The sequence below is a fragment of the Streptomyces acidiscabies genome (assembly GCF_020010905.1).
Classification (GTDB): Bacteria; Actinomycetota; Actinomycetes; order Streptomycetales; family Streptomycetaceae; genus Streptomyces; species Streptomyces acidiscabies.
On record NZ_JAGJBY010000001.1, the window covers coordinates 2,055,190 to 2,075,507 of the forward strand.

Here is a 20,318-nt window from a genome sequence, read left to right on the forward strand (position 1 = left end):
CGTTACGGGCCGCCAGGGAATCCCTTGATCTTTTATCGGGGTGGAATTCCATAAAGTGAAGCAGGTCACGTCGGGCCGCCTTCTTGACGAACTGGACGAAGTGCCGTAGGGGGCGTCTGATGCTAGGCTTGCGTCAACGAGCGCCAGCGACTGGCCTCGCGACCTCCCCTGTTCGGCCGCGCGGACCAGCGCAGAACCCAAGCGAAAGGAGACGGGGACGGTGACCTCGGTCACGCTCCCCGGTCCCCCATGACGAACGCCGAAAGCCTTGCCACCGAGGGTATAGACGTCGACGATCTGTGCTCGTACGCCGTCGATGTCTGGGTGAGCGACAACAGTATTCTGACGGACGAGGAACGCCTTCTCCAGGTGCTCCGGACAGCCGCCGAAAAGGGAAACGCCAAGGTGCTCGGCGAGGCGTCCCACGTGTTTCCGAATGGGGCGGTCACTGCGATTCTGCTCCTTTCGGCCTCCCATCTCAGCATCCACACGTGGCCGGAGTTCAACCTGGCCAACGTCGACCTGCTCGCGTATGGGCGTCTCAACGGTGAGCGGATGATGGAGAGCGTGGAGCAGGGGCTTTCGCCCACGCGGATCAATGTGACGCGGATGCTGCGCGCGGTGCACTGACCGTACTGACCGCATTGGCCGCGCTGATCGCTTCTGGCGCGGCCCGGGTGGCGGCGGCTTCGGGCTTCAGCTCGCGCCGCCGCTGTTGTTGTTGAAGGTCGTGTCCCCGATGAAACCTCCCATCACGACGGGGCTGTTGTAGATCCCGCCGTTGATGGTGTTGTACGTCGAGCCGCCTTTGTCGCCGCGCACGGGGGTGAACTCCTCGACCAATAGCCGGAGTTCCTCGGCCGCCTCGGGGTTCTCCGCGAGGAGCCTGCGCAGGCGCATTCTCACCGACGCGGTGACGTCGGCCGTCTCCTCCTCCGGCGCCGCGACCAACGCCGTGCGGGATGCGGTGAGTTCGTCGTCCATGGCGTTCGCGCTGCCGTCGCCGCCGCGCGTGAAGAGCCGGACGACCCGCTGCCGCACCTGGTCCCATGCCTCCGTGGCCATCAGGCCGACGATCGTCGTCGCGCCCGTCCCGGCGAGTGCCACCAGTTCCGCTTCCACCCGCGTCCCCCTGTGAAGTCGTCCTCCCGTTCACGGTAGAGGGACGACCGCCGACTGCGCCACCACGGTAGTAAGTTGGGGCACTCGTGGGTGAACGGGAGGGTGGGCGGGTGGGCGAGAGCGGGTCGACGTACAACTCGATCTCCGGGAACGCGACGTTCTTCGGACCGGTCGTGATGGCGGAGCGGGTGGGGTCGTTGACGCTGCCGCCGGGGCCGCCACAGGTGACGCCTCGTCAAGTCCCGGTCAGTACACCGCAGTTCGTCAACCGTACGGCCGAACTCGGCCGCCTGGACTCGGTCGCCCGGGCGCTGCGCACGGCGCGTACCCCGGGGGTCGTCGTGCTGACCGGACTCGGCGGAGTGGGCAAGACCGCGCTGGTGGCGCGGTGGGCCGCAGGCGCGCTCGACTATCCCGGCGGTCACCTCTACGTGAACCTCGCGGGCAGACGGCAGGACGGCGCGGTCGATGTCGGCGACGTACTCGCCCTGTTTCTGCGGGCGTTGGGGGTGCACCCGGATTTCGTCCCGGCCGAGGTGGACGAACGGGCCGCGCTCTTCCGGAGCATCACCGCCCGGCAGGACACGCTCGTCGTGGTGGACAACGTCTGGCAGGCGGCCGAGATCAGACCGCTCGTCCCGGCCTCGGGGCTGCTCGTGGCCACCAGCCGGACCCGCCTGTCCGGCCTGGCCAGGGACGGCGCGGTCCTCATCGACCTCGACCCGCTCAACGAGACGGCCGGTGTCGAACTCGTCCACCGGTGGCGGGACACGGACGCGGACGGCGCCGCCGCCGAACTGGTCCGGTTCTGCGGCGGGTTGCCGCTGGCGCTGGGCGTCGTCGGCGACTGGCTGGACGAGCACTCCCACCTCGGCCTGAGCGATGCCGTGGCCGAACTCTGCGTGGGCGAGGGCGGGATCGAGGCGGTGACGACGGTGCTCGACATGATGTACGGGTCCCTCCCCGAGTCCGCGCGGCTGCTGTACCGGCTGTTCGGCCTGCTGCCGGGGACGACGGCCACCGGCTCCCTCGCGACGGCGGCCGGAGTCCCCGAGGCGGGCAGGGCGGTGGCCCGGCTCATCTCCGCGCGCTCGGCGGAAGTCGTCGAGTCCCTCGACCGGCCCGTGCGCTTCCAACTCCACGACGTCGCCCGGCCGCACGCGCGCAAGGTCGCACAAGGGCTTCCGGAGGCGGAGCGTACGGCCGTCCTGCGGGACGTGGCCGCCTACTACGTCGAGGCCGCCGCGCACGCGGATGTCCACGTGCTCGGCGCGGGCCGGTTCCGGCTCCAGTCGCCGCCGGAGCGCTCCCTGGCCGAACTGAGCGGCAGGGAAGCGCTGTTCACGGACAAGGCCGAGGCCATCGAATGGCTCGACGCCGAACGCGGCAATCTGCTCGCCCTGTTGAGGGTCGCCGCCGAACAGCAGTGGGACGACACCGTCTGGCAGCTCTGCGAATCCCTGTGGGCGCTCTACCACAGCCGCAAGCACCACCTGGAGTCCATCGAGGCGCACACCCTCGGCATCACGGCGTCCCGGCGCTGCGGGCGGCCCGACGCCGAGATCCGGATGCGGAACCAACTGGCGCGGGCGCACTACGAGTTGGGCGCGTACGACGAGGCGCACCAAGTCCTGGACGCGGCCGGGGAGTTGCTCGACCGGGTCACCGACGCGCGGCTCAGCGGCGTGCTGTGGGAGACCCGGGGGCTCGTCTTCCTCGCGGAGGGGGCGTACGAGGACGCACACGCCTTGTTCCTCAAGGCACTTGAGGCCAACGCGTCCCTGAACGACACCCACGGCATCGTCGTCCAGTCGTACAACGTCGGACAGGCGCTGCTCGCTGCCGGGCGGGCTCAGGAGGCGCTCGGTGTGCTCGACGAGGCGCGTGCGACGGCCGTGGGCGAGAACAACACGGGGATGCTGCTGCGGCTCGACATCGTCCGTGCGAAAGCCCTGCACGCCCTCGGGCGCTTCGGCCCCGCGATCGAAGCGGCGGTCAGTGCCGCCGAGCAGGCCTCCGCGAGCCGGCAGCACGCCAAGTTCGACCAAGCGCTGGGCGTCCTCGCCGAGTTGGCCGCGAGCGACGCGACGTTGCGGGCGGCCTGTGAGGCGAAGCTCGGGGAGCTGCGCAGGAACGTCGGAGTGAGGCCGTAGAGCGAGTACGTCCGCCGACCCCGCAACCGCCGTACTGGAGAAGCCCGTTGTCCGTGTTCCGCCGTCCGCGTCCGCCGCGTGCCCGGTCCCGCTGGGACACCCAACCGCCGCCCAGGGCGGAGGTGTTGGGGGTGGCGCGCACGCTGACCTCGGCGACGCGGGTGCTCGACGTGATGGAGCTGCTGCGGGTCGAGGACGGCATCGAGAAGTACTACACGGTGAATCCCGGCTCGGCTTTCGCGGACGGGCTGCACGAGTACCTGGTGTCCGTGGCGGGGGCGCGCGTGCTGACGTGGGAGGAGGCGACGCGGCGCACCTTCCAACTCGCCGTCGCCTGCGCCGTGCACCCCACGATGCGGCGGCTCGACGCGCCGCTGATGGTGATGCCGCACGGCGCCGGGTACAACCGGCTGGTCAGTGAGTCGACGGGGGACGCGACGTCCCCGGCGGGGCTGTCCCGGCGGGAGTTGACGCACCGGGGCAAGGTGATTCCCGCCGCGATCGGGGTCTCGCATCCCGATCAGCTCGTCCGGCTGCTGGAGACCTGCCCCGAGGCGGTGCCGCGTGCCGAGGTGATCGGCGACTGGTGCGCCCAGCGGATCCGGGACAGCGAGGCCCAACGCGACTGCTACCGCGCCCGGTTCGGCGTCACCGACGGGCGGCGGCTTGTCGTCCTGCACTCCACGTGGAGCGAGCACTCGCTGCTCGGCCGCCATCCCCGCCTGCCCCTCGACCTCGTCGCCGCGCTGCCCGCCGACGAGTTCGCCGTCGCCGCCGTCTTCCACCCCAATGTGTGGGCCAGACACACCCGCGCCGCCCTTCTGGAGCGCCTTCGCGAGGCCATGAACGCGGGGCTGATGGTCATTCCGCCCCACGAGGGCTGGCGTGCGGCGATCGTGGCCTGCGATGTGGTGATCGGCGATCACGGCAGTACGACGTTCTACTCCGCCGCCCAGGACCGGCCCACCCTCCTCGCCGCCACCGGCCTCGACGAACTCGACCCCGCGTCCCCGGCCGCGGCCTTCGCCGCCACCGCGCCCCGCCTCGATCCTTCGGGTGACCTGTATGGGCAACTCCTGCGCGCGGAACGGGAGTACGAGCCTGGTGTGCTGCGGCCCGTCGTCGACAGTCAGCTTGCGGATGTGGAGAAGTCGGGGGAGCGGACGCAGCGGCGGTTGTACGAGTTCTTGGAGCATCGGGGGGTTCCCGTGCCTCGGCGGGCACCGGGGCCGTCGCCTGTTCCTGAGCCTTTGCTGGAGCGGGGGGTGCCGCCTTTGGCGTACGCCGTCACCGGCACGGTGCTGTCCGACGGCTCGGTCGACGTCCGGCGGCGGCCGATGGTGCGGGAGCGGGTGAAGGAGGGGGACGGCTTTTACGCGGTTGCGGCTGAGTGCGTCCACCACGCGTGGTTCCAGAGCGCCGAGGTGATCGCCCGCACGGTGCCCGTCTCGGAGCCCTCACCGGCGGACTGGTGCCTGAGCAAGGCGTCCGGGGTCCTCGGCGCCGACGTCCTGGTTGCCCGGATCGACGGCTTCTCGGCCGTTGTGCATCTGCGCGACACCCTCTTCGAGGCGTACACCGAACGCCCCTGGGGCGGTCTTCGGCCGACTTTGGACCCCCTCCTCCTGGGCGCCGCCCTCCACTTGTGGCTGACGGAGGGGCACAGCGGGGCGGAGCTGGTGCGAGGGCTGGTGATCCGGACGGGGCGGGGGAGGGTGCGGGTCGCGTTCACGCGGGGCGCGACGAGGGGTGCCCTCGACGGGGTGTGACGGGTCTGGGGCGCCTCGCCCGCCCGCCCGGCGTCACATCCGATTCAGGTGTGGAGCAGGAGGTCCAGTTCGGTCGGCAGACCTGAGGTGTCCGTGTGCGGGGGCGTCGTCCCGTCGAGTTCGAAGCCCCAGCGGTGGGAGGGGGCGCCGCCGAACAGGCGCTGGGAGATGGCCGGCAGGGAGAGGTCGGCGCTGGCCGCGGCCGGGTCGGTGATCCACCGGCTGGTGCACAGCCCGGGGAACTCGTCGGCGCCGGAGGCGGTGACCAGGAGCCGAAGTCGAACTCCAGGAACCACTCGAAGACGGTGGTGTCCTGTTGCCGGCGGACGATGTCGCGGAAGTGGCGGGCTTGGGGTCCATCAGGTTTTTGAGGTGGGTGAGGAGGGGCTGGAGCCAGCCGGGGCGAGTTCCTCGCCGCCTGTTCGAGGTGCTGCGGCTGGAGATCCGCTACGGCCACAGGCCAGAACTGGCCATCTATCGGGTGACGCTGACCGGTGGCAGCATGGGAGACATCGCCGATTTGGCGGGGATCCTCCCCGGCGGACAGCCCGAGGCGGCGCCTCGGAAAAGCAAGGGGAAGACGATGGTGGCGGAGACGATGACGCCGCCAGCTTTCTGAGGGGCGCCCCCGGCAGGACTCGAACCTGCGGCCAAGCGCTTAGAAGGCGCCTGCTCTATCCACTGAGCTACGGGGGCCGGGTGGTCGGCGGTGTGCCGGGACCTGGTGGGGCCGTCGGGACGTTGCCGGGGACAAGGATAGGGCTCCCGGCTCCTTGTCCTGGTTGCTTCCCCTCCGTGGCTCGATGTGGAGGTTCGGTGAAGCGGTCCTGATAATCGCAGGCAGGTGCGAATCGTGCATCGCTTTTCGGGCCTGGAGCGCCGGGTGTTGTGCACTCGTTATGCCTGGGGTGCGCTCTTGTCCCGGTCGTCCCTTCCGTCCCCTGTGTCCAGTCGGCGCGCAGACATCCCTATGTGCTTCAGAAATCACCTGAAATTGGGCATTCTTCGCATGTGGTGACCTTGGACGTACGGCCTCAGCTGCTCGACGCACTCTCCGCCCTGCGCGACCGTGTCGCCGCCGCACGCTTCCCGCTGCCCCTGGCGGGGGCGCCACGCGCGCGTGCCAACCGCGACGAACTCCTCGCCCAGCTCGACGACTACCTGGTGCCCCGGCTCAGAGCCCCCGAAGCGCCGCTCCTCGCGGTCATCGGCGGCTCCACCGGGGCCGGCAAGTCCACCCTCGTCAACTCCCTGGTGGGGCACCGCGTCAGCGAGGCGGGGGTGCTGCGGCCGACCACCCGTACCCCCGTACTCGTCTGCCACCCCGAGGACCATCACTGGTTCAGCGGCATGCGCGTACTGCCCGGCCTCACGCGCGCGTGGGTACCCCATCAGGAACCCTCCGACGACCTCCTCCCGACCGGCGAGGACGGCCGGCACGTGCTGCGCGTCGAGACCGCCGACACCCTTCCGGCCGGCCTCGCCCTCCTCGACGCCCCCGACATCGACTCCCTGGTGGCCGAGAACCGCTCCCTCGCGGCCCAGCTGATCTGCGCCGCCGACGTCTGGATCATGGTCACCACCGCCGCCCGCTACGCCGACGCCGTCCCCTGGCACCTGCTGCGTACGGCGAAGGAGTACGACGCGACCCTGGTGGCCGTCCTCGACCGGGTCCCCCACCAGGTCGTCTCCGAGGTCTCCCGCCAGTACGGCGCCCTGCTCGCCAAGGCCGGGCTCGGCGAGGTGCCGCGCTTCACCGTCCCCGAACTCCCCGAGTCCGCCTGGGGCGGCGGCCTGCTGCCCGCCACCGCCGTCGCCGCCCTGCGCACCTGGCTCGTCCAGCACGCCCAGGACCCCGGCGCCCGCCACCGCGCGATGGCCCGCACCGCCCACGGCGTCCTCGACTCCCTCAAGTCCCGCATGCCCGAACTTGCGGGCGCCGCCGCCGCCCAGTACGCCGCCGCGCTGCGGCTGACCGCCGCCGTCGACACCGCGTACGACAACGAGTACGCGCGGGTGCGCGGGCGCCTCCAGAGCGGCGCGGTGCTCGCAGGAGACGCTCTCAAGCGCTGGCGGGCGTTCCCCCTCGACTGCACCCCCGGAGAGCTCCTGGACGCCCTTGTGGAGTCCCTGGCGGCCCTCCTGCTGTGCGCCGTCACCGCCGCCGACGAACGCGTCGCCGACGCCTGGCGCCGCGAACCCGCCGCCGGCCACTTCGACGACCGCGACCCCGACCTGGAGAGCGCCGAACACCGCATCGGCCTCGCCGTACGGCGCTGGCGGCGCGAACTGGAGGAGTACGCCGAGGACGAGGTGCGCGACCTCGACCGGGGCTCCGCGCCCGACCCCGAGTCCGTCGCCGCCCTCGTCGCCACCGCCCTCCTCGGCGGCCGGCGCGCGCGCTCCGCCGGAGAGGGGCTCGCCGAACGCCTCGGCGCACACGGTGCGCTGCGCCTGCGCGACCGGGGAGGCCGCCTCCTCACCGCCCATCTCGACCGGGTCGTCACCACCGAACGCGAGCGCCGCCTCGCCCCCCTCGAAGGGCTCGACGTCCACGCCGAACCGCAGGCCGAACTGATCGCCGCGCTGTCCGTACTGCAGAAGGAGAGGTGACGGATGACCGCCGTCACGGACCATCAGGAACACGAGCAGGGGCCCACGGGTACGGACGGGGCTCCGGAAGACCTCGACGACCTCGGGAACGGGGGTCCCGTGAACGAAATTGTCGGGAACGGCGCCCCCAAGGAGGGCGATGACAGAAACGACGTCCCTGAGAGCAGCCTCCAGAACGGCCTCCTCAAGGACGACGATTCCGCCAAGGGCGCACCCCCCGCCGACCCCGACGCCATCTCCTGGGACGACGGTCTCATCGCCCGCCGCGTCAACGCGGGCGACCCCGAACCCCCCGCCCCGGAACCCCGCGTCACCGGCCCCCTCTCCTCCGCTCCCCTCGCCTACGACGGCCCCCTCAGGTCCCGGCTGGACGCCCTCAGGGAACTCGTCGGCCTCTCGCGCGCGCGCCTGGACGGCAAGACCCTCGCCGAGGCCGGCCGCGTCCTGGACGAGGCGGCGGCCCGCCGCAGACTCTCCGGCCAGCACACCGTCGTCGCCATCGCCGGCGCCACCGGCAGCGGCAAGTCCCAGCTCTTCAACGCCCTGGCCGGCGTCACGATCTCCGAGACGGGTGTACGGCGGCCCACCACGTCCGCGCCGATCGCATGCAGCTGGAGCGACGGCGCGGCGGGCCTCATCGACCGCCTGGGCATCCCCGGGCGCCTGCGCAGGCGCCCCGTGCAGAGCCCCGAGGCCGAGGCGCAGCTGCGCGGTCTGGTCCTCGTCGACCTCCCCGACCACGACTCGGCCGCCACCCTGCACCGCGAGCAGGTCGACCGGGTCCTGGCCCTGGTGGACGCCGTCATCTGGGTCGTCGACCCGGAGAAGTACGCCGACGCCGTCATCCACGAGCGCTACCTGCGGCCCATGGCGGGCCACGCCGAGGTCATGTTCGTCGTCCTCAACCAGATCGACCGGCTCCCCGGCGAGGCCGCCGAACTCGTCCTCGACGACCTGCGCAGGCTCCTCGACGAGGACGGCATCGCGCTCGGCGAGTACGGCGAGCCCGGCGCGAGGGTCCTCGGTCTGTCCGCGCTCAGCGGGGACGGCGTACCGGAACTGCGCGAGCTGCTCGGACAGTTCGTCGCCGAACGCGAGGCGCCCGCGCGCAGGGTGGCCGCCGACGTCGACGCCGCCGCCGCGCGGCTGCGGTCCGTCTACGCGCCCGCGCGGCGCGCGGGGCTCACCGAGGAGGCGCGCGACGAGTTCGCCGCCCGTCTCGCGGACGCCGTCGGCGCGAGTGCCGCCGGGGACGCCGCCGAGCGCGCGTGGCTGCGCAACGCGAACCGCGCGTGCGGGACGCCGTGGCTGCGGCTGTGGCGCTGGCACCAGGACCGGCGCGACCCGCCGACCGGGCGGCTGCCCGTGCGCGCGCAGATGGACGAGGAGGCGACCGCGCGCCAGCGCGTGGAACAGGCGGTCCGTACGGTCGCCGACCGGGCGTCCTCGGGGCTGCCGGGGCCCTGGGCGCTCGCCGTGCGCGAGGCCGCCGTGCGGGGTTCGCAGGGGCTTCCCGAGGCGCTCGACGACCTTGCCGCGCGCACGGGGCTGCCGCCGGGGCGTCCGCCCCGGCCTGGCTGGTGGCCCGTCGCCGTGTTCGCCCAGGCGTCCATGACGGTCCTTCAGCTCGTCGGGGGGCTGTGGCTGGTCGCGCAGATCGCCGGGGTCATGGCTCCCAACCTCGGGGTGCCGGTGCTGCTGATGGTCGCCGGGATCATCGGCGGGCCGCTCGTCGAGTGGAGCTGCCGGATGGCGGCGCGGGGGCCGGCTCGGCGGTACGGGCAGGACGCCGAGCGGCGGTTGCGGGAGGCGGCTGCCGGGTGCGGGCGGGCTCGGGTGCTCGATCCGGTGGCGGCGGAGCTGCTGCGGTACCGGGAGGTGCGGGAGCAGTACGGGAGGGTCGTGGGGGTGGCGGGCCGGTAGGTGAAGTCGGGCGGCGGTGCCGATGCCGGTGGGTGTCGGTGCCGCCGCTTCGTGGTGTTCACGGAGGGTGATCCGTGCAGGTGATCCACAGGTGGCGTGACGTGGGGTCGCTCGATCGGGTGACGGAGTTGTCCACAGGCCGGGCGTCGTCCACAGGGCTCGGCGGGGTTTTCGCGGCCGGTCCAGTCTGGTTCCGCGGCGATCACGAACGGCGTGGTCGGCGCGTGACAGACAAGGGGTGAGCGATGAACGAGGTCACGATGTGCGCGGTGGGGAACGTCGCGACGCAGCCCGTCTTCCGGGAGCTCGCGGGCGGTGCCTCGGCGCGGTTCCGGCTGGCGGCGACCGCGCGGTACTGGGACCGGGAGAAGAACGAGTGGGTGGACGGGCACACCAACTTCTTCACGGTGTGGGCCAACCGGCAGCTCGCCGTGAACGTGGCGGCGTCGCTGTCGGTGGGGGATCCGGTGGTCGTGCAGGGGAGGCTGAAAGTGCGGTCGGACCTGCGGGACGGGCAGAACTGGACGTCCGCCGACATCGACGCGTCGGCGATCGGACACGATCTGGCGCGGGGCACCTCGGCGTTCGTCCGCGCGGCCAAGGCGGAGCCGGCGGGCGGGCGGCCGGAGCCGGAGTGGGAGGTGCCGGCGGAGCGGGAGCCGGTGAGCGTGGCGTGAGGTCGAGAGGCGCCTGAAGAAGCCGGGGCGGGGCTTATCGGCGGATCACGCCTCCCGTGGGAGTGGGTCAACTGCCGTGAAAGAGCGTTGATTTGTCGATAAGCCCGGGTTTCCGGCTTGTCGAAGCGATCTTGGGATAACGATTCCGATTCGGATCGGTTGCCCGATGATCCGACGGGGAAAGGGGCCGCGTCGCTCTCTCTAGGATGCGCGACATGGCCCTTGTGGCTTCCGATTCTGCTGGTGGGACCCCGTCCCCCACGTCAACGGGTCCCGCTCGAAGGGGAATTGCGTGCTTTCTTCGATCACTGTGCCGTTCGCCCGAGGGGTCGGCCGCCTCGCGGCGGTGACCCTGGTGTCCGGTCTCGCCGCCGCCGGGGTCCTGGCCAGCGCGGGTACGGCCGCCGCCGCTGCGGGTGCGCAGGCGCAGGGCGGGGCGACCGCGACCATCGGCGGACTGAAGGTCTATGGCAGCGCGGTGCTCCACGAGGAGAGCGGCGACCAGGAGATCCCGGCGGGGCTGTTCGAGATGTCCGTCGACGGCGGGGGGATGCTCCAGACGTACTGCGTCGACGTCTACAACCCCACCCAGAAGGACGCGAAGTACCACGAGGCCGCGTGGAGCGGGACGTCGCTGGCCGCCAACAAGCGGGCCGGGCAGATCGGGTGGATCCTCCAGAACTCCTATCCACAGGTCAACGACCTCGCCTCGCTCGCCCAGAAGGCCGGGATCAAGAGCGGGCTCACCGAGCAGGACGCGGCGGCCGGTACGCAGGTGGCGATCTGGCGGTACTCGGACGGGGCTGACGTCGACGCGGTCGATCCGCAGGCGCGGCAGCTCGCCGACTATCTGGAGAAGGCCGCCCGCGACGCCGCCGAGCCGTCGGCGTCCCTGACCGTCGACGTCCCGGCCGTCTCCGGCAAGCCCGGGGAGCTGCTCGGGCCGGTGACCGTGCACACCGACGCCGGGACCGTGTCCGTGGCGCCGCCGCCGGACGCCGCGATCAGCGGGGTCAAGGTCGTCGACGCGGACGGGGAGGCGGTGACCTCCGCCCGCGACGGGAGCCGGCTGTACTTCAAGGTGCCGGCCGAGGCGCCCGCCGGGTCCGCGCAGGTGACGCTCCAGGCGTCGACGACCGTGCCCGTCGGGCGGGCGTTCGTCTCCGAGGGGCGCAGCCAGACGCAGATCCTCGCGGGGTCCAGTGAGTCGACGGTGTCCGCGAGCGCGGTGGCCAGCTGGGCCGAGGTGGGGGCGGTGCCCGCGCTGTCGGCCTCCCGGGACTGTCTGCGCGGCGGCCTCGACATCACCGCGTCGAACAAGGGCGACCAGCCGTACACGTTCGCGCTGCTCACGGCGGAATACACGGTCGGCGCGGGCGAGACCCGCACCTTCACGGTCCCCCTCCAGGAGGACCAGCTCTACGACTTCACGCTGACGACGCCCCAGGGCGCGGCCCCCCGCTTCACCGGCATCCTCGACTGCAAGACCCAGTCCCGCACGACGTCGAACCTCGCAACGCAGACCCTCAGCGACCCCACGCCCGCGACAGTCCTCCCGGCCACCCCGACGAACCTCGCGGCAACGGGCACGGACAGCACGACCCCACTCATCGCCGGGACCGCCATCGGCCTGGTGCTCATCGGGGGGACGGCACTGGTGCTGTCGGCCCGGAAGAACCAGGGGGCGTAGGAGGACCGGGGAGGCGACGTACGGTGACGCGGTCGTCACCCGCAGTCGGAGGGGGAGCCCCAGCTCACCCCACCCCCCGCCAACACGTTTCCTCGGAGGGATGGACGTACGGCAAGATGGGGTGTATCTGCCCACTGCCAGATCTCAAGTTGCCGGACGGTTTCTCTTGGCTGAGTACATCTACACCATGCGCAAGACGCGCAAGGCGATCGGCGACAAGGTCATCCTTGACGACGTGTCGCTGAACTTCCTCCCCGGCGCGAAGATCGGTGTGGTCGGGCCGAACGGGGCCGGTAAGTCGACGATCCTGAAGATCATGGCGGGGCTCGACCAGCCGTCGAACGGGGACGCGTTCCTGTCGCCGGGGTACACGGTCGGGATCCTGTTGCAGGAGCCGCCGTTGAACGAGGAGAAGACGGTCCTGGAGAACGTCCAGGAAGGCGTCTCCGAGGTCAAGGGCAAGCTCGACCGGTTCAACGAGATCGCCGAGCTCATGGCGACGGACTACAGCGACGCGCTGCTCGACGAGATGGGCAAGCTCCAGGAGGAGCTGGACCACGCGAACGCGTGGGACCTCGACGCCCAGCTGGAGCAGGCGATGGACGCGCTGGGCTGCCCGCCCGGCGACTGGCAGGTCACCAACCTGTCCGGTGGCGAGAAGCGCCGCGTCGCGCTGTGCAAGCTGCTGCTCGAAGCCCCCGACCTGCTGCTCCTCGACGAGCCCACCAACCACCTCGACGCCGAGTCGGTGAACTGGCTGGAGCAGCACCTCGCCAAGTACGACGGCACCATCGTCGCCGTCACCCACGACCGGTACTTCCTCGACAACGTCGCGGGCTGGATCTGCGAGGTCGACCGCGGCCGGCTGCACGGCTACGAGGGCAACTACTCCAAGTACCTGGAGACCAAGACCACCCGCCTCAAGGTCGAGGGCCAGAAGGACGCCAAGCGCCAGAAGCGGCTCAAGGAAGAGCTGGAGTGGGTGCGGTCCAACGCGAAGGGCCGCCAGGCCAAGTCGAAGGCGCGCCTCGCCCGGTACGAGGAGATGGCCGCCGAGGCCGACAAGATGCGGAAGCTGGACTTCGAGGAGATCCAGATCCCGCCGGGCCCGCGCCTGGGCTCTATCGTCGTCGAGGTCAACAACCTGACCAAGGCGTTCGGCGACAAGGTCCTCATCGACGACCTCAGCTTCACGCTCCCGCGCAACGGCATCGTCGGCGTCATCGGCCCGAACGGCGCCGGCAAGACGACCCTGTTCAAGATGATCCAGGGCTTCGAGACCCCCGACTCCGGCACGATCAAGGTCGGCGAGACCGTCAAGATCTCGTACGTCGACCAGAGCCGCGCGAACATCGACCCCAAGAAGTCGCTGTGGGCCGTCGTCTCCGACGAGCTGGACTACATCAACGTCGGCCAGGTCGAGATGCCCTCGCGCGCGTACGTCTCCGCGTTCGGCTTCAAGGGCCCCGACCAGCAGAAGGCCGCCGGCGTCCTGTCCGGCGGTGAGCGCAACCGCCTCAACCTCGCGCTCACCCTCAAGCAGGGCGGCAACCTGCTGCTCCTCGACGAGCCGACCAACGACCTCGACGTCGAGACGCTCTCCTCGCTGGAGAACGCGCTCCTGGAGTTCCCGGGCGCGGCCGTGGTCGTCTCCCACGACCGCTGGTTCCTCGACCGGGTCGCCACGCACATCCTCGCGTACGAGGGTGAGTCCAAGTGGTTCTGGTTCGAGGGCAACTTCGAGTCCTACGAGAAGAACAAGGTCGAGCGGCTCGGCGCCGACGCCGCGCGCCCGCACCGCGCCACCTACAAGAAGCTGACCCGGGGCTGACCTTGCGGCACATCTACCACTGCCCCCTGCGCTGGGCGGACATGGACGCCTACGGCCACGTCAACAACGTGGTCTTCCTCCGCTACCTGGAGGAAGCGCGCATCGACTTCCTGTTCCGTCCCGACAAGAACTTCCAGCAGGGGTCGGTGGTGTCGCGCCACGAGGTCGACTACAAACGGCAGTTGGTCCACCGGCACGCGCCGGTCACCATCGAGCTGTGGGTCACCGAGATACGGGCCGCGTCCTTCACCGTGAGCTACGAGGTGAAGGACGAGGACGTCGTGTACGTCCGCGCCGCCACCGTCATCGTCCCGTTCGACTTCGAGACGGAGCGGCCCCGCCGGCTCACCGCGGAGGAGCGGGAGTTCCTGGCGGAGTACCGCGACGACCCGCAGGGGGCCGTCGCCGCATGACGGTGCTCCATCTCGCCGACGAGGGGGAGGCGTCCGACCTCGCCGCCTTCCTCTCCCGGCTGCTCCACTACGACCGCGGCGCGGCCGTCCGTCTCCAGGCGGCCGGCACCGCGCTCGCGGTCTTCGGCCGGCCGCCGTCCTTCGAAGTTCTCGCGGTACGGGCCGTGCGGCTCGCGAAGCCGTACGAGGACGGGCTCGACGCGAGCCTCGATGTCACCGTCTCCGCAGGGGAGTTGCTGGAGGGCGTCGACGAGAACGCGTCCGTCCTCGGGGTGCCGGGGGCGGTGACCGGGCCTCCCTGGGCCGGAGTTCTGCCTCCCAAGGGGGGCTGGCGCACCGAGGCCGGCCTGCCCGGCGTCGCCGAGCTGCGGGACCTCGTCGCCGGGGTCGTCGGTGAATTCCGGCGCCGCAGCGAGGAGTTGGCGGCCGAGCAGCGTACCCGGGCCGAGCTGGACCGGATCGGGCGGGAGATCTGGTCGCGTACGGTCGGGGCAACTCCCCTTCCCTTGCGGGCCGTTCACGCCGCCCAGGCGCTTGGGTTCCTGCGGCCCGCCGGCCCGGACGTGAGCCTCTTCTCCTCCGGGGCGTGGCTGCGGCTGCGCACGGAGTACGGGTCGATCGCCGTACGGCGTGCGGGACTTGGGGACTTCGGGCTCAGCGTGCGCTGAACTGCCGTGGCTACTCGGGGGCGTTGACCATCGACGCCGCCGCGTACGTCAAGTACTTCCACAGCGTCGCCTCGTGGTCCTCCGAGAGGTCCAGCGAGTCCACCGCGTCCCTCATGTGCTTCAGCCATGCGTCGTGCGCCGCCCTGTCCACCGTGAACGGCGCGTGGCGCATCCGCAGGCGCGGGTGGCCCCTGTTGTCGCTGTACGTCGTCGGGCCGCCCCAGTACTGCATCAGGAACAGCGTCAGGCGCTCCTCCGCCGGGCCCAGGTCCTCCTCCGGGTACATCGGCTTCAGGATCGGGTCCTCGGCCACGCCCTCGTAGAAACGGTGGACCAGACGGCGGAAGGTCTCCTCGCCGCCGACCTGCTCGTAGAAGGTCTGCTCCTGGAGTGTGCCGCGCCGGATCTCATTCACGCCTCCCATGGTCTCAGATCGGTGGGACCAGGACCTTAGGCCTAGGACCTCGTCTGTTCGCCGGGGGCGCTGTTTCGGGTCACAGTGGGGGGATGGGTGTGCGGGAGCTGGTGCGGGTCGTCGAGGAGAGCGGGGTGTTCGCCGGGGAGCCGTTGTGGCGGGAGGCGTTTCTTGCCGTGCCTCGGCATCTGTTCGTGCCCTATTTCTACGTCGCCGGGGTGGGTGGGTATCGGCGGGTGTGGAAGGAGGATCCCGATCCTCGGGTGCGGGAGCGGTGGTGGCGGGGGGTTTATGAGGATGTGCCGCTTGCTACCCGGGTGCGGGACGGGGAGCTGGTTTCGTCCAGTAGTCAGCCGTCGCTCATGGCTCTGATGCTGGTTGCCCTTGATGTGCGGGACGGGGATCGGGTGCTTGAGGTGGGGGCCGGGAGTGGGTACAACGCCGGGTTGCTGGCTCATCGGCTGGGGGATCGGGGGGTGGTCAGTGTCGATCTTGAGCCGGAGATTGTGGAGTCTGCTCGGCGGCATCTCGCCGATGCGGGGTGTCGGCCGACGGTTGTGGTGGGGGACGGGGCTCGGGGGGTGCCCGAGGGGGCTCCGTACGATCGTGTCGTCGCGACTTGTGGGGTTCGTACCGTGCCTGAGGCCTGGGTGCGGCAGTGTCGGGTCGGGGGGCGGATTCTGGTGCCGGTTGCGTCGGGGTTGGTGTTGTTGCGGGTGGTGGGGGAGGGGCGGGCTGAGGGGAGGTTTTTGGGGACGCCTGCTTATTTTGTGCAGCTGAGGGGGGTGGGGGAGCGGCGGGAAGGGGTGGAGGTGGAGGGGGAGGAGGGGTTTCGGTTCATGGCTGGGTTGGTGGAGGGGGTGGTGGGGGCGGGGGAGGCGTATGAGGTGTGGGAGAGGGAGGGGCGGCCTGGGCGGGAGCGGTTTGGGGTGAGCGTGGAGGGTGGGAGGGTTTGGGCTTGGCTGGATTCGCCGGGTGGGGCTTGTTCGTGGGTGCTGCGGTGATGCCTACGGGGGTGGTGGGTTTGGGTGTGTGGCGGGTGCGGGTGCGTTGTGGTTGATCGCGCAGTTCCCCGCGCCCCTAAAAAGACGTGGCTGGTGCCGGGGGTCGGCAGCAGCCACGTACTCGTTGTGGGGTTTTGTTTTGTTAGCCGCGTCTGATCGTGATCGTTGTCCAGGCTCCTACGTGTACCCGGTCGCCGTCTTGCAGCGGGATCGGGACGAAGGGCTGGATCGGTTCCTCGCCGTTGTTCACCGTGGTGCCGTTTGTGGAGTTCTGGTCCACTACCGCCCAGGTGCCGTCCGGTTGTTGGACCAGGACCGCGTGTTGGTGGGAGACGCCGGGGTCCTCCGGGGGGACCGAGAGGTCGATGTCCGGGGTTTCGCCCGTGGAGTGGCGGCGGCGGCCGATCGTTACCTGGTTGCCCGTGAGGGTGCGTTGCTGTTCCGGGGAGTAGGCCGGGAGGTTCAGGCCTGCTGCCTCGGGGCCCGAGCGCTGCATCATCGCCATGAAGTAGTCGCGGTCGGGGCCTACCGTTGCCATCCAGGTGCCGCCCGGGGTTGAGCCGGGCTGGGGGTAGCCGTAGCCGCCGCCGGGGGTGCCGGAGGTCGGGGGGGAGATGACCCAGTCGTCCTCGGCGCCGCCGAACGCGGGGCCGGGCGGGGAACCTGCGCCGGTGGGGTTGCCCTGTTGGGGGAACCTTGGCGGGGCTGTTGCGCCTGCCTGCTGGAATGCCTGGGGGGAGCCTGCTGTGCCGGGGCCGTTCGGGCCTGGGCGTGAGGGGTCGCCGAAGGGGTTGGGGGTGCCGGGGCCGTTCTGGCCGCCGGGGCCGCCGGGTCCGCCCTGGTTACCCGGTCCACCAGGGCCGCCGGGTGCGCCGAACCCGCCGGGGGTGCCCGCCGGGTTGCCGTCGCGGCCGGGGAACTGTCCGCCGGGGCTTGTGGTGTCCCGGCCGCTGAACAGGCCTGCGGGGGCGCCGCTGCGGCTGCCGAAGTCGTCGGCTCCTTCGCGTCCGCCGAAGGGTCCGCCGGGGCCGTTCGGGTCTGAGGCTTCGCGTCCGCCGAAGGCACCGGGCCCGCCGGGGCCTGCTCCCTCACGTCCGCCGAAAGGTCCGCCGGGGCCGCTGGGGTTGGAGGCTTCGCGTCCGCCGAAGGGTCCGCCGGGGCCGTTCGGGTCCGAGGCTTCGCGTCCGCCGAAGGCACCGGCTCCGCCGGGGCCTGCTCCCTCACGTCCGCCGAAGGGTCCGCCCGGACCGTTCGGGTTCTGCGCCTCGCGTCCACCGAAGCCACCGGCTCCGCCCGGTCCGCCGGACCCCGGCGACCCCTCCCGGCCCCCGAAGGCGCCGGGACCGGTCGACCCTGGGGCCCCCGTCCCCGTACCGGCGTCGCGGCCGAAGCCGCCGCCCGACGTCGGCGGGGGACCTCCCGGCCGTCCGCCGAACGGCGGTGCGCCGGTGGAACCCGAGGGCTCGCCGCCGAAGGGAATCGGTTCGGCGGGACGGTTCACGCGGGACGGGCTGGAGCCCTGGTAGTCGAAGGAGTCACCGTTGCCGTAGGAAGGGGCGGGGTAGCGCGCACCGGCGGGGCCACCGGCGCCGCCGGGTCCACCGGGACCCTCGGGTGCACCGGGGCCACCGGGTATGCCGGGCGCGCCGGAGCCACCCTGCCCACCGGGACCGCCGAAGTTGCCGGGGCCGCCGGTCGTAGGGGGACCGCTGTAGCCGCCGGGCGCACCGGAGCCTTCGGTCCCGCCGAAGCCACGAGCCCTGCCGGGGCCGCCGGGCCCACCGGGGTTGCCAGGCCCGCCGGACCCACCAGGTCCGCCGAAGCCGCTGCCTCCACCGGGCCCACCGGGTCGGCCGGAATCACCAAAACCGTCGGACCCACCGAAGCCGCTGGAACCGCCAGGCCCACCGGACCCACCGGGACCGCCGAAGCCACCAGCACCTCCGGGACCACCGGCACCGGGACCACCGGAGCCAGGTCCACCGGACCCGCCGGGGCCACCAAAACCACCGGCGCCACCAGAGCCAGGCCCACCAGCACCGGGTCCACCGAAGTCACCCGCGCCAGGCCCACCCCGTCGGCCGGAGTCCCCGAAGCCACCAGGCCCCCCGGACCCGCCAGGCCCACCGGGACCCGCAGGCCCACCAGGACCCCCAGGTCCGCCGTAGCCCCCCGCTCCCCCCGCCCCTCCGAACCCGCCACCCGGCGAGTTCGACGGACGAGGCGCGGCCGGCGTGTACGACGTAGCCGTGTTCGTCAGGAAGTTCCACCGGCACTCCTCGCAGAACGGCGCGCCCCCTTCGCGGGGCGTCCGGCACTGCGGGCACAGCTCGGCCTCCTGGCCGGGTACGGCGGAGAGGTGGCGCCCGCCACCAGGGCCTCCACCGGGGCCACCGGGTCCCCCGGGACCGCCCGGCTGACCCGGCGGCGGAGGGAAGCCGTATCCGCCGGGCGGCGGAGGCGGCGGCGGTGGAGGCGGAGGTACGGCACCGGCCATGCGGTGACCGCAGACCTCGCACCAGTCGTCGGAACCCGACTGGTGTCCGTTCGGGCAGGTCGGCATGTCGGCGCGTCCCCCTTTCCTTACCTGTGTCGCTTCGGCGTCACTTCTTCACACGAACTGTCTTTGTGGACCGGGTTTCGAGAGTCATCTCGTCGGCCTCGGCCACCTTCGCCTTCAACCGCACAGTACCTGTCGTGGCATCGACCACGTCCACCACCTTCGCAAGCAGTTTCGCAGTATCCGCGTTCCCCGAGACACTCGCGAGCTGCACGGCCCGGCCGAGCTTGGCCGTTGCGCCGTCCATATCGCCCGCTTTGCGCAAGTCCAGCCCCTGTTGGATGACTTGGGCCAGTTCGGCCTGTCCGGTGTAGTGCGCGACCTGCGGATTGATGGACGTGGAGGCGGTCATGTCGTCGGTCCACACGGCCCTCACCAGCCCTTGCGCGCCGAGGTTCTGGACGCTTCCGTCCGCCTGCGGTACGACGAGCGAGACGCGGGCCGCGAGCATCTCCTGCCCGAGTCCGGCACCCGGCACCTCCACGCAGACGTGGTAGTCGCGGGACTCGTCTCCCCAGGATCCGGTCGGGTAATCCCCGGACCGGGGACCGGACTCGGTGCGCCGCGAGGTCAACTCCTCGACGGTGGGCGCGACCTGCTTGACGAACTTGACCGTCGTGCCGACCGGCGTCCACAACCTCAGGGCCACGTCAGCGACTTCCTTGCCCATCGCCGTCTCCATCATCTGCGTGAAGTCGGCGGAGAGCCCGGCGGGGTCGGCGACGATGTCGGCGCTGCCGAGCAGGGCGGACGCGATCCCTGTGACTTCTTTCACTTCCCAGTCGGTGCCGACGCCGCGTGCGTCACACGTGAACTGTCCCGCGCAGTGGTCGAGGGTCGCCTTGAGCGCCTCGGGCTCCTCGTGCTCGTTGCGCCCGTCGGTCAGCACGATGCCGTGCCGGATCGCGACGTCCGTCGAGGACAGCAGCCGTTCCGCGAGCCGCAGCCAGGTTCCGATCGCCGTACCGCCCCCGGCGCTGAGCTTGCGCAACGCCTGTTTGGCCTGCTCACGGGTGGCCGCGTCGGCGACCGCGAGGCGTCCGGCGCCCGGGTACACCTCTTTCGCGACGTGCGTCCCGGCGATCACCGCGAAGTGCACGCCGTCGCGTACGGCGTCGATCGCCGCGGCCGTCGCCTCGCGGGCGCCGCGCATCTTCGTCGGCGGGTAGTCCATCGACCCCGAGCAGTCGACCATGATCGCGACGGCGGCGGAGGGGCCCTGCGTCGGTGAGTAGAGGTGCGGCGAGGCGACCGCGCCGCCGACGGTGCCGCCGCCGGTCGAGGTGACCGTGACGATCGCGTTCACCTCGCGACCGCCCTCGGGCAGGTACTCGTTCTGGTAGACGTCCACCGCGAATTGCGGCACGTTGGACTTGGAAAAATTGGCCATACTGCTCAAATCCCCCTGTGAGTGCGGCCGTTGAGCCGCGATGCGCTGACCGGAGCGGACCCGGCCCCCACCGGGTACCCGCTTCGGACC

At 71.4% G+C, this 20,318-nt stretch carries 17 protein-coding genes and 1 tRNA gene; 12 read left to right on the forward strand and 6 right to left on the reverse strand.

The window, feature by feature from the left end:
• The first annotated feature begins 249 nt into the window (after positions 1-249).
• The gene (gene speD, locus J8M50_RS09685) at positions 250-630 is read left to right on the forward strand and encodes an adenosylmethionine decarboxylase (protein WP_010358337.1); all 381 of its coding nucleotides are present in this window, start codon (positions 250-252) and stop codon (positions 628-630) included.
• Positions 631-696: 66 nt separating this feature from the next.
• Here the strand turns inward: speD and J8M50_RS09690 are convergent, their stop codons facing one another.
• Positions 697-1,122, reverse strand: coding sequence for a hypothetical protein (locus J8M50_RS09690; protein ID WP_010358336.1), 426 nt, complete (start codon positions 1,120-1,122; stop codon positions 697-699).
• Positions 1,123-1,208: 86 nt separating this feature from the next.
• Between J8M50_RS09690 and J8M50_RS09695 the strand changes: the two genes are divergently transcribed.
• Complete coding sequence (locus J8M50_RS09695; RefSeq protein ID WP_162947362.1) at positions 1,209-3,275, forward strand: ATP-binding protein; 2,067 nt, start codon at positions 1,209-1,211, stop codon at positions 3,273-3,275.
• A 131-nt stretch (positions 3,276-3,406) separates the two neighbouring features.
• Entirely contained in the window at positions 3,407-5,044 is a 1,638-nt protein-coding gene (locus tag J8M50_RS09700; protein ID WP_010358334.1) for a hypothetical protein, read from the forward strand.
• A gap of 44 nt (positions 5,045-5,088) precedes the next feature.
• On the opposite strand, the gene J8M50_RS09705 is transcribed toward J8M50_RS09700, so the two are convergent.
• The gene (locus tag J8M50_RS09705; RefSeq protein ID WP_010358333.1) at positions 5,089-5,340 is read right to left on the reverse strand and encodes a hypothetical protein; all 252 of its coding nucleotides are present in this window, start codon (positions 5,338-5,340) and stop codon (positions 5,089-5,091) included.
• Positions 5,341-5,420: 80 nt separating this feature from the next.
• Between J8M50_RS09705 and J8M50_RS09710 the strand changes: the two genes are divergently transcribed.
• On the forward strand, positions 5,421-5,663 hold the full coding sequence (locus J8M50_RS09710) for a hypothetical protein (protein WP_141655640.1): 243 nt from the start codon (positions 5,421-5,423) through the stop codon (positions 5,661-5,663).
• A gap of 4 nt (positions 5,664-5,667) precedes the next feature.
• Here the strand turns inward: J8M50_RS09710 and J8M50_RS09715 are convergent.
• A tRNA-Arg gene (locus J8M50_RS09715) sits at positions 5,668-5,740 on the reverse strand.
• Between the two features lie 315 nt (positions 5,741-6,055).
• On the opposite strand from J8M50_RS09715, the gene J8M50_RS09720 reads away from it, so the two are divergent.
• The 7 genes from J8M50_RS09720 to J8M50_RS09750 all read left to right on the forward strand — a co-directional run bounded on the left by J8M50_RS09720 (position 6,056) and on the right by J8M50_RS09750 (position 14,859).
• Complete coding sequence (locus tag J8M50_RS09720; RefSeq protein ID WP_010358328.1) at positions 6,056-7,657, forward strand: dynamin family protein; 1,602 nt, start codon at positions 6,056-6,058, stop codon at positions 7,655-7,657.
• Between the two features lie 3 nt (positions 7,658-7,660).
• The gene (locus J8M50_RS09725) at positions 7,661-9,580 is read left to right on the forward strand and encodes a YfjP family GTPase (RefSeq protein ID WP_059047665.1); all 1,920 of its coding nucleotides are present in this window, start codon (positions 7,661-7,663) and stop codon (positions 9,578-9,580) included.
• A gap of 245 nt (positions 9,581-9,825) precedes the next feature.
• Entirely contained in the window at positions 9,826-10,257 is a 432-nt protein-coding gene (locus tag J8M50_RS09730) for a single-stranded DNA-binding protein (RefSeq protein ID WP_010354158.1), read from the forward strand.
• Between the two features lie 292 nt (positions 10,258-10,549).
• Positions 10,550-11,947, forward strand: a complete 1,398-nt coding sequence (locus J8M50_RS09735; protein ID WP_029183917.1) for a TQXA domain-containing protein — start codon at positions 10,550-10,552, stop codon at positions 11,945-11,947.
• A gap of 166 nt (positions 11,948-12,113) precedes the next feature.
• Positions 12,114-13,778 carry an energy-dependent translational throttle protein EttA gene (ettA, locus tag J8M50_RS09740; protein ID WP_010354160.1) on the forward strand — a complete coding sequence of 555 codons (1,665 nt, stop codon included), beginning with the start codon at positions 12,114-12,116 and terminating at the stop codon, positions 13,776-13,778.
• Positions 13,779-13,780: 2 nt separating this feature from the next.
• On the forward strand, positions 13,781-14,191 hold the full coding sequence (locus J8M50_RS09745; RefSeq protein ID WP_010354161.1) for an acyl-CoA thioesterase: 411 nt from the start codon (positions 13,781-13,783) through the stop codon (positions 14,189-14,191).
• Complete coding sequence (locus tag J8M50_RS09750; protein WP_010354162.1) at positions 14,188-14,859, forward strand: DUF8010 domain-containing protein; 672 nt, start codon at positions 14,188-14,190, stop codon at positions 14,857-14,859. Before J8M50_RS09745 ends, J8M50_RS09750 begins: the two co-directional genes overlap by 4 nt.
• A 10-nt stretch (positions 14,860-14,869) precedes the next feature.
• On the opposite strand, the gene J8M50_RS09755 is transcribed toward J8M50_RS09750, so the two are convergent.
• Positions 14,870-15,283: a globin gene (locus J8M50_RS09755; protein WP_029183918.1), complete on the reverse strand. Its 414-nt coding sequence runs from the start codon at positions 15,281-15,283 to the stop codon at positions 14,870-14,872.
• Between the two features lie 83 nt (positions 15,284-15,366).
• On the opposite strand from J8M50_RS09755, the gene J8M50_RS09760 reads away from it, so the two are divergent.
• The gene (locus J8M50_RS09760) at positions 15,367-16,278 is read left to right on the forward strand and encodes a methyltransferase domain-containing protein (RefSeq protein ID WP_223786186.1); all 912 of its coding nucleotides are present in this window, start codon (positions 15,367-15,369) and stop codon (positions 16,276-16,278) included.
• 142 nt (positions 16,279-16,420) lie between these two features.
• On the opposite strand, the gene J8M50_RS50385 is transcribed toward J8M50_RS09760, so the two are convergent.
• Positions 16,421-18,841: an FHA domain-containing protein gene (locus J8M50_RS50385; RefSeq protein ID WP_078480802.1), complete on the reverse strand. Its 2,421-nt coding sequence runs from the start codon at positions 18,839-18,841 to the stop codon at positions 16,421-16,423.
• Between the two features lie 40 nt (positions 18,842-18,881).
• The gene (locus J8M50_RS09770) at positions 18,882-20,228 is read right to left on the reverse strand and encodes a vWA domain-containing protein (RefSeq protein WP_010354167.1); all 1,347 of its coding nucleotides are present in this window, start codon (positions 20,226-20,228) and stop codon (positions 18,882-18,884) included.
• Positions 20,229-20,318 lie beyond the last annotated feature (90 nt).